Origin of the sequence: Nocardioides panacihumi, assembly GCF_039530925.1 — a bacterium.
GTDB lineage: Bacteria > Actinomycetota > Actinomycetes > Propionibacteriales > Nocardioidaceae > Nocardioides > Nocardioides panacihumi.
The window spans coordinates 115,155-123,863 of sequence record NZ_BAAAPB010000008.1 but is presented as its reverse complement, the minus strand read 5'-3'; the positions used below and the strand labels follow the sequence as shown (position 1 = coordinate 123,863).

At 72.9% G+C, this 8,709-nt stretch carries 5 protein-coding genes, 1 tRNA gene and 1 pseudogene; 3 read left to right on the top strand and 4 right to left on the bottom strand.

The window, feature by feature from the left end; all coding sequences use genetic code 11:
• Positions 1–105: 105 nt before the first annotated feature.
• The 4 genes and pseudogenes from nrfD to ABD205_RS22665 all read right to left on the bottom strand — a co-directional run bounded on the left by nrfD (position 106) and on the right by ABD205_RS22665 (position 5,200).
• Positions 106–1,032, bottom strand: coding sequence for an NrfD/PsrC family molybdoenzyme membrane anchor subunit (gene nrfD, locus ABD205_RS21525; protein WP_344048493.1), 927 nt, complete (start codon positions 1,030–1,032; stop codon positions 106–108).
• Positions 1,029–1,940, bottom strand: coding sequence for a 4Fe-4S dicluster domain-containing protein (locus ABD205_RS21520; RefSeq protein ID WP_344048491.1), 912 nt, complete (start codon positions 1,938–1,940; stop codon positions 1,029–1,031). The genes nrfD and ABD205_RS21520 overlap by 4 nt, the downstream gene beginning before the upstream one ends.
• Positions 1,937–4,618: pseudogene (fdh, locus tag ABD205_RS21515) on the bottom strand (formate dehydrogenase); the annotation flags it as partial. The pseudogene fdh and the gene ABD205_RS21520, both read right to left, overlap by 4 nt.
• 12 nt (positions 4,619–4,630) lie before the next feature.
• A complete protein-coding gene (locus ABD205_RS22665) occupies positions 4,631–5,200 on the bottom strand; it encodes a hypothetical protein (RefSeq protein ID WP_486348423.1) in 570 nt (189 codons plus the stop codon).
• 58 nt (positions 5,201–5,258) lie between these two features.
• Here ABD205_RS22665 and ABD205_RS21510 point away from each other — a divergent pair.
• The 3 genes from ABD205_RS21510 (at position 5,259) to ABD205_RS21500 (ending at position 8,478) form a co-directional block, all read left to right on the top strand.
• Positions 5,259–5,353 (top strand) — tRNA-Sec (locus tag ABD205_RS21510).
• Positions 5,354–5,380: 27 nt separating this feature from the next.
• Positions 5,381–6,709 carry an L-seryl-tRNA(Sec) selenium transferase gene (gene selA / locus ABD205_RS21505; RefSeq protein WP_344048487.1) on the top strand — a complete coding sequence of 443 codons (1,329 nt, stop codon included), beginning with the start codon at positions 5,381–5,383 and terminating at the stop codon, positions 6,707–6,709.
• Complete coding sequence (locus ABD205_RS21500; RefSeq protein ID WP_344048485.1) at positions 6,709–8,478, top strand: SelB domain-containing protein; 1,770 nt, start codon at positions 6,709–6,711, stop codon at positions 8,476–8,478. The genes selA and ABD205_RS21500 overlap by 1 nt, the downstream gene beginning before the upstream one ends.
• Positions 8,479–8,709 lie beyond the last annotated feature (231 nt).

Genomic DNA, 8,709 nt, shown 5'->3' with positions numbered 1-8,709 from the left:
CTCGGCCTTCTCAGAGTGCGAAGACGCGCCGACTCGGCCTTCTCAGAGTGCGAAGACGCGCCGACTCGGCCTTCTCAGAGTGCGAAGACGCGCCGACTCGGCAGGTCAGTGGGTCGCGGACGCGGCCGCGGCGCGGCGGGCGAGCCGCTCCTTCTGCGGGATGACGACGTACTTCGGATCCTTTGCCGAGGCGAGCCCGGCCCCGAAGATCCCGAAGCGGGTGGCCAGCGACGCCGACAGGTACGTCGCCCCAGCGAGCGCGGAGGCGACCCGCGACCGGCCTCCGACGACTGTCAGGGCTGCGGCCACGGTGGTCGCGCGCCGGGCGAGCTTCATCATGCGGCCCGGACGCCCCACATGGTAGGGCTCGGCGACGAGCCCCTTCCCCAGGACGCGCTCGGCGGCGAGGATCTCGATCGCGGCGCCGGCCAGCGCCATCCGCCGCGCCGGTCCGGCCTCGGACGTGCTCACGAGCATCATCGCGAGCCCGCCGGCGGCCTGCGCCCCCGATCCGGCGAAGACGAAAGGCAGCTCGCGGTGTGCCTCGTGCCAGGCCGGCACCGCGGTGTTGGCGATCAGGGCAGCGGTGTAGGTGGCCAACGGCGGACCGAATGCTGCCGCTCCGAGGCCGGCGAGTCGGCCGAGCCGTGGCAGCCGCCCGGTCAGGTGGGACGCCGCTGCCGCCGTGGCGAGCCCGCTGAACGGCGCCAGGATGAACGAGCCGACCGACAGTGGCGAGGTCGGCTTGAAGACCCGCAGCATGTTGAGGAACCGCTCCGGGCGGCCGAGGTCGTGGACCAGTGCCACGGTGCCGGCCGCTGCGCCCCCGGCGGCTGCGAGGCGGGCCACCCGCTCGAGCTCCGGTCGCCCGGTGAGCGCGGCGCCCTCGGCGAGCAGCGCCGAGCCGCCGGCTAGCCCGCCGAGGAACAGGTAGAGCGGGACGTCGGGGGTCTTCCAGGTGGGCTGCTTCAGGATCGGCCGCCCGTAGTAGGACTCGAACTCCGGCTCGGGCACCATCGAGCGCTCTCTCATCGCCGCCTCCCCACGAACGATGCGACGCCGAGCGCGACGAGCGCACCGGCGGCCGCGCCGACGTGACGCCAGACGGACCCGATGTCGCGCGTCGTCACGACCGGGTCCGGCGGCAGACCGTAGACCTCCGGCTCGTCGAGCAGCAGGAAGAAGGCGCCGTCCCCACCGACGCCGTCATCGGGGTCGCGGCCGTAGAGCCGCGCGACGTCGACGCCCTTCTCGTGCAGCTCCGCGAGTCGCTGGTCGGCACGCTCGCGCAGCTCGTCGAGGTCACCGAACTGGATCGACTCCGTCGGGCAGGCCTGGGCACACGCAGGCGTCTGGTCGTCCTTCAGGCGGTCGTAGCACAGCGTGCACTTGAACGCGCGGCCGTCGTCCGGACGCACGTCGATGACGCCGTACGGGCACGCCGGGACGCAGTAGCCGCAGCCGTTGCAGACGTCCGGCTGCACCACCACGGTGCCGAACTCGGTGCGGAACAGCGCGCCGGTCGGGCAGACGTCGAGGCACGCGGCGTGGGTGCAGTGCTTGCACACGTCCGAGGACATCAGCCACCGGATGCCGGAGTCGCCGGAGGCGGCGCCCTGGTCGTCGCCGGGCGGCGCTCCGAGCGACGGCATCCCCAGGTCGACGGGAGGCGCGACGTCGATGGGCTTCTCGACGAACGCCACGTGACGCCACGTGCTCGCGCCGAGCTCCTGGCTGTTGTCGTAGGACATGCCGGTGAGCAGGAACCCGTCGTCGGGCACCTGGTTCCACTCCTTGCACGCCACCTCACAGGCCTTGCACCCGATGCAGACGGAGGTGTCGGTGAAGAAGCCCTTCCGCTTGGGGTGCTCGGTGTGGCCGGCGTCGGCGGCCGGGTCGTCCAGCCGCCCCCACAGGCTGGAGTCCAGAGGCGTCGTCATCCTTGGGTCCCCTCCGTCGTCGTCTCCTCGACGCCCGCACGGCGGCGATAGTCCTCCACGTACGCCGTCAGGGCGATGCCACGGGGGCGCCGACCCGGTCGGATGTCGCAGGTGCCCACCTTGTCCTGGATGTAGACGTTGGGGTCCATCGTCACGTTGACCAGGTCGTTGGGCGAGTCGCCGGTCGAGAGCCCGTTCGGCCCCCAGTGGTAGGGCAGCCCGATCTGCTCGATCCTCCGGTCCCCGAGCCGGAGCGAGCGCAGTCGGTCGGTCACGAGAACGCGTGCCTCGATCGCCGTACGCGCCGTCACGATGGTCGCCCAGCCCAGGTGCTCGAGCCCGCGCTCCGCAGCGAGCCTCGGGGACACCTCGCAGAACGGCTCGGGCTGGAGCTCGGTCAGGTAGGGCAGGGTCCGGCTCATCCCACCGGCGGTGTGGTGCTCGGTCAGACGGTAGGTCGTGAAGACGTACGGGAAGACCTCGGTGTAGCTGGGGTTGATCGCGTTGGACGCGGTCACCAGCGAGCGCCGGGTCGGGTTGTTCTGCTGTCCGTACAGCGGGTTGTGCATCGGCGACTCGGGCGGCTCGTAGTGGGTCGGCATCGGCCCGTCGGCGAGCCCGACCGGCGCGAACAGCCAGCCCTTCCCGTCGGTCTGCATGATGAACGGGTCCTGCCCGCCGATGGCCGCCGGGCCCTTCGCGCCTTCCTCCGGGACGTAGTCGGGCGCGCGGTCCGGCACGAAGTCGGGAACGTCGGCGCCCGTCCACTTGCCGGCCTCGGCGTCCCACCAGACGTAGCGCTTCCGCTCGCTCCACGGGCTGCCGTCCGGCGCCGCCGATGCGCGGTTGTAGAGGATGCGCCGGTTGGCGGGCCACACCCAGCCCCACTCGGGCGCCACCGGGCCCTGCTCCCAGTGCGGCTTGCGCCGCCGCGCCATGTTCGTCTCCTCGGCGTAGACCCCGCAGTAGATCCAGCAGCCGCACGCCGTGGAGCCGTCCGCCTTGAGGTCCGTGTACGCCGACAGTGCGGCGCCGTCGGGCCCGGTGCCGTTGATCTCCCGCAGCACCGACTCGGGCTCGGGATCACCCTTGTCATCCGCCGGGTAGTCCCACGTCAGGTCGAGCAGCGGCCGATCCATCTCGTCCGTGGAGCCGGCCAGCCGCTCCCGGATGCGCTTCCCGAGCTGGAAGTAGAACTGGAGCTCGCTGCGGCAGTCACCCGGCGGCTCGACGGCCTTGTCACGCCACTGCAGCATCCTCTGCGTCTGGGTGAACGACCCGGCCTTCTCGACGTGCGAGGCGGCCGGCAGGAAGAACACCTCGGTGCCGATCTCCTCGGTGACCAGCTCGCCGGTGTCGATCTCCGGCGCGTTCTTCCAGAACGTGGCCGACTCGATCATCTGCAGGTCGCGCACGACCAGCCAGTCGAGGTTCGCCAGGCCGAGGCGCTGCATCTTGCCGTTCGCCGATCCGACCGCGGGGTTCTCGCCCACGATGAAGTAGCCCTTGCAGTCCCCCTCGATCTGCGCCTTCACCGTCGAGTACGTCGAGTGATCGCCCGTCACGCGCGGCAGGTAGTCGAAGCAGAAGTCGTTCTCGGCCGTCGCAGCATCGCCCCAGTAGGACTTGAGCAGGCTCACGGCGTACGACCTGACGTTGCCCCAGAACCCGGCTTTGCCCTCGTCGTCGTGCACCCACTCCTCGAGCGACTGGTGCAGGTCGGCGTGCGGCATGGGCAGGTAGCCCGGGAGGATGTTGAAGAGCGTCGGGATGTCGGTGGAGCCCTGGATGCTGGCGTGCCCGCGCAGCGCCATGATCCCGCCACCCGGGCGACCGATGTTGCCGAGCAGCAGCTGCAGGATCGACGCGGTGCGGATCATCTGCGCACCGGTGCTGTGCTGCGTCCACCCCACCGCGTAGCAGAACGCGCCGGTGCGCTCCCGCCCGCTGTTGGCGACGAGCGCCTCGGCGACCCGGCGCAGCTGCTCCGGCGAGATGCCGCAGACGTCCTGCACCATCTCGGGCGTGTAGCGCGCGAAGTGACGCTTGAGGATCTGGTAGACGCAGCGCGGGTGCTGAAGGGTCTCGTCGCGGCGTCCCTTCCAGGGCACCGCGGCTCCCCCGGAGCCGCGCGCCTCCGACTGCGCGGCGAGGTGCGCCTGGGCATGTCCCTCACCGCCGCCGTCGTGCTCCTCGCGCTCGAGCTCGCCCTCCAGGTGCTGCTCGTCGGCGGTCGGGTCCTCCGGCGGCTCGTAGCGCCAGGTCGACGGGTCGTAGTGGCCGGACTCAGCGTCGTAGCCCGAGAACAACCCGTCGAGGTCCTCGGTGTCACCGAACTCCCCGTCGATGATGTTCGCCGCGTTGGTGTAGGCGACGACGTACTCCCGGAAGTCCGCCTCGTTGCTCAGGACGTGGTTGACCAGGCCTCCGAGGAACGCGATGTCCGAGCCGGCGCGGATCGGCACGTGCACGTCCGCCAGCGCCGACGTGCGGGTGAAGCGCGGGTCGACGTGGATGATCGTCGCTCCCCGCTTCTTCGCCTCGACGACCCACTGGAAGCCCACCGGGTGGGCCTCGGCCATGTTCGAGCCCTCGATGAGGATGACGTCAGCGTTGCCCAGGTCCTGCAGGTAGGTGGTGGCCCCACCACGGCCGAACGAGGTCCCCAGACCGGGAACCGTGGAGGAGTGTCAAATACGGGCCTGGTTCTCGATCTGGATCGCGCCCATCGCGGTGTAGAGCTTCTTCATGAGGTAGTTCTCCTCGTTGTCGAGGGTCGCTCCTCCGAGGCTGGCGATGCCCATGGTGCGGCGGGTGCGCTTGCCGTCCGCCGCCCACTCCCAGGACTGCTTGCGGGTCGCGACGACCCGGTCGGCGATCATGTCGACCGCCGTCTCGAGGTCGAGGTCCTCCCACTCGGTGCCGAACGGCCGGCGGTAGCGGACCTTCGTGACACGCGTCGGGCTGGTGACCAGCTGCTTGCTGGCGCTGCCCTTGGGACAGAGCCGGCCGCGCGAGATCGGGCTGGCAGGGTTGCCCTCGATCTGGGTGACCTTGCCGTCCTTGACGAAGACCTTCTGGGCGCAGCCCACGGCGCAGAACGGGCAGACCGAGTCGACGACCGTGTCGGCCTCGACCGTCCGCGGCTCGAGCGTCTCGCTGCGCCGCGACATCGCGGCGGCGCCGCGTCCGAGCCGATCGCGACCGGTGGCCTGACGCACCAGCGGCCACTGGCCGATGAACTGCTTCACGCGTGCCATGTAACCACCTTCGGCACCCGGGAAACAGCACCCGACACGCCCCGCTAGATTGCACCGCGGAGGCGTACCTCGTCTGGTGACGGGCGCGGTCCTCAAAACCGTTGTGACCGGGCATCCCGGTCAGGCAGGTTCGATTCCTGTCCGCCTCCGCCAGACCGATCGCGCGCCGGAGGGAGCCCTGTGGACGACGACCGTCGCCGGCGTACGCCGCGCACCGATGCTGTGCTCGCCGACCCGTCAGTCGCGGCCGCCGCGGCCCGGCTCGGCCGCGGCCGCGTGAAGGAGGCCGTGGTCGCCTGCCTCGAGGCGTGCCGCGCGGGCGAGGTCGCTCCCGAGGATGTCGTCGCCCACGTGCTCGCCATGCTGCCCACGACGGCCGCGTCGATGCGCCGCGTCGTCAACGCGACCGGCGTGGTCGTGCACACCAACCTGGGTCGCGCTCCCCTGTCACAGGCCGCCGTCGACGCGGTCGCCGTCGCGGCCGGCGCGACCGACGTCGAGCTGGACCTCCCGACCGGCCGGCGGGGACGCCGGGGTGCCGCCGCACTGGCCGCGCTGGCCGCCCGGGTGCCCGACGCGGGCGGCGTCCACGTCGTCAACAACGGCGCGGCCGCCCTCGTGCTCGCGGCCTGCGCGCTCGCGTCCGGCGGGCGCCGGATCGTGATCGCCCGGGGCGAGCTGGTGGAGATCGGCGACGGCTTCCGGATCCCCGAGCTGCTGCAGTCGGTGGGCGCCGAGCTGCGCGAGGTCGGGACGACCAACCGGGTCCACCCGGCCGACTACGCGGACGCGATCGACGACCGGACCGCCTTCGTCCTGAAGGTGCATCCGTCCAACTTCCGGGTCGAGGGGTTCACCTCGAGCGTGGCCGTCCGCCCGCTGGCCGAGCTGTGCCGCGAGCGTGGCGTCCCGCTCGTCGTCGACATCGGCTCGGGCCTGCTCGCCCCTCACCGCAGGCTGCCCGACGAGCCGGACGCGACGACGGTGCTGCGTGCCGGAGCCGACCTGGTCACGGCCTCGGGCGACAAGCTGCTGGGCGGCCCCCAGGCCGGCCTCCTCCTCGGCGACGCGTCGCTCGTCGAGCGCCTCCGCCGGCATCCGATCGCCCGCGCCCTCCGCGTCGACAAGCTGACGCTCGCCGCACTGGAGGCCACGCTCGTCGGCCCGGCGCCGCCCGTCGCCGCCGCGCTGGCGACACGGCCCGAGGAGCTGCTGGATCGCGCCCGCCGCCTCGCCCTGGCGATCGGGCCGGACCTGGCGACAGCCGTCCACTCCGACGGCCGCGTCGGTGGCGGCGGTGCCCCGGGCGTGCCGCTGCCGAGCGCAGCGGTCGCACTGCCGGCCTCCCTCGCCGAGCCGCTCCGGCTCGGAGCCCTGCCGGTGGTCGGCCACGTCAGCGACGGAAGGCTCCTCCTCGACCTGCTCGCCGTCCCGGCCGACCTCGACGACGAGCTCGCCGACGCCGTACGCCGGGTGGCGGGTGTGGCGCGTCCCGGGCACACCGCCTGATGCACGTCGTCGCCACCGCCGGCCACGTCGACCACGGCAAGTCCACGCTCGTCCGGGCGTTGACCGGCACCGACCCGGACCGGCTCGAGGAGGAGCGGCGGCGCGGCCTGTCGATCGAGCTGGGCTACGCCTGGACCGAGCTCGCCGGGGTCGGCGAGGTGGCGTTCGTCGACGTCCCCGGTCACCAGCGGTTCCTCGCCACCACGCTGGCCGGCGTCGGACCCGTGCCCGTCGCGATGCTGGTGGTCGCGGCCGACGACCCGTGGATGCCGCAGGCGGCCGAACACCTGGCCGCGCTCGACGCGCTGGGGGTGCGGCACGGGGTCGTCGTCGTGACGCGCTCGGACCTGGCCGATCCGGAGCCCGCACTGACCCGCGCTCGGGCCGCGGTCGACCGCACCGGACTCGCCGGCGCGCCGGCGGTCGTCGTCAGCGGACGGACCGGGGTCGGCCTGGACGAGCTGCGCCGCACAATGGCCGGCGTCCTGGCCGCCGTGCCGGAGCCGGACCCTGCGGCCGACGTACGACTCTGGGTGGACCGGCGCTTCCACATCCGTGGCGCCGGCACCGTCGTCACCGGCACGCTGCCTGCGGGGACCGTCGCTGTCGGGGACTCGCTCGCACTGCTCGACGGGGTCGAGGCGCGGGTGCGCGGGCTCGAGGCGCTCGGCCGCCCCCGACAGCGGGTCAGCGGCGTCGCACGGGTGGCCCTCGACCTCGGCGGGCACGCTCCCGCGGGCGTCGAGCGCGGCACGGCGCTGCTCACCCCCGGGGCCTTCGTGGCGGCGACCGCCGTCGACGTCGTGCTGCGCGACGCCGTGCCGGGATCCGGCGGACGGGTGCCGGAACGGCCCGTCCTCCATCTGGGCTCGACGCTGGTCGGCGTCCACGCGCGCCCGCTCGGCAAGGACTACTACCGGCTCACGCTCGACACCGCGCTGCCGCTGCGCGTCGGCGATCGGGCGATCCTGCGCGACCCGGGCAGCCGGACGATCTGGGGCGCGACCGTGCTCGACCCGCAGCCGCCCGGGCTGCACCGGCGCGGAGCGGCCGCGGCGCGTGCCGAGGCTCTCGGCGCCCTCGACGGCACGATCGAGGCAGAGCTCGCGACTCGGGGGCTGGTACGCCGCACCCTGCTGCGTCGCATCGGCATGCCCGTCTCGCCCCTGCCCGCAGGCGTCGTCACCGCCGGCGACTGGCTGCTCGCCCCGGCGCGCGCCGAGGAGCTGCGCTCCCGGTTGGCCGCCCTCGCCGAGGCCGCAGGGGTCGGCGGCGTCACGCCGGCCGCCGTCGCCCACGAGCTCGGACTGCCCGACCCGGCGATCGTGGACGCGCTCGTCACGACCCCGCTCCGCTCCGAGGGAGGACGGATCCGCTCCGGCGACGCCGGCCTTCCGGCGGGTCTCGCGGCCGCCCTCGACGCGCTGCGTGCGCAGCTGGCCGACGCCCCGTTCGCCGCCCCGACCGCCGAGGAGCTGCAGGCGCTGGGGCTCGACGCCGGCGGCATCGCCGTACTGCACCGCGACGGGCACCTCCTCCGCCTCGCGCCCGGGGTCGTCCTCCTGCCGGACTCCCCCGCCCTGGCGCTGGAGGTCCTAAGCCGGCTCCCGCAGCCCTTCACGACGAGTGCGGCCCGGCAGGCGCTCGCCACGAGCCGCCGGGTCGTGTTGCCCCTCCTGGCACACCTGGACGCGACGGGGCGGACCGTGCGGCTGCCCGACGACACCCGGACCGTCAGAGATCGAGGGTCTGACCGGCCCCCGGCGTAACTATCACGGTGATAGTTCGAGCGGTCGGTGACACCTAGGAGCTATCACCGATCGCGCCAACCATCACGGTGATAGTTCCGTGGGACGGCGCGCACCCGGTGGGCCGACGGTGAGCGATCGCTCGGCGGGTCGTCGAGCACAGTTCGAAGCATCCCTTGTTTGCCTCGGCATCGGACCGGGCACCGGAGCTCGACCGCCTACCGGCGGAACCGAATCACGAAGGAGTCATCT

What these genes read in the sequence shown, in the direction of transcription:
- nrfD (WP_344048493.1), bottom strand. Translation starts at nt 1,032, where the DNA reads ATGAGAGAGCGCTCGATGGTGCCCGAGCCGGAGTTCGAGTCCTACTAC.
- ABD205_RS21520 (WP_344048491.1), bottom strand. Translation starts at nt 1,940, where the DNA reads ATGACGACGCCTCTGGACTCCAGCCTGTGGGGGCGGCTGGACGACCCG.
- ABD205_RS22665 (WP_486348423.1), bottom strand. Translation starts at nt 5,200, where the DNA reads ATGGCACGCGTGAAGCAGTTCATCGGCCAGTGGCCGCTGGTGCGTCAG.
- ABD205_RS21500 (WP_344048485.1), top strand. Translation starts at nt 6,709, where the DNA reads ATGCACGTCGTCGCCACCGCCGGCCACGTCGACCACGGCAAGTCCACG.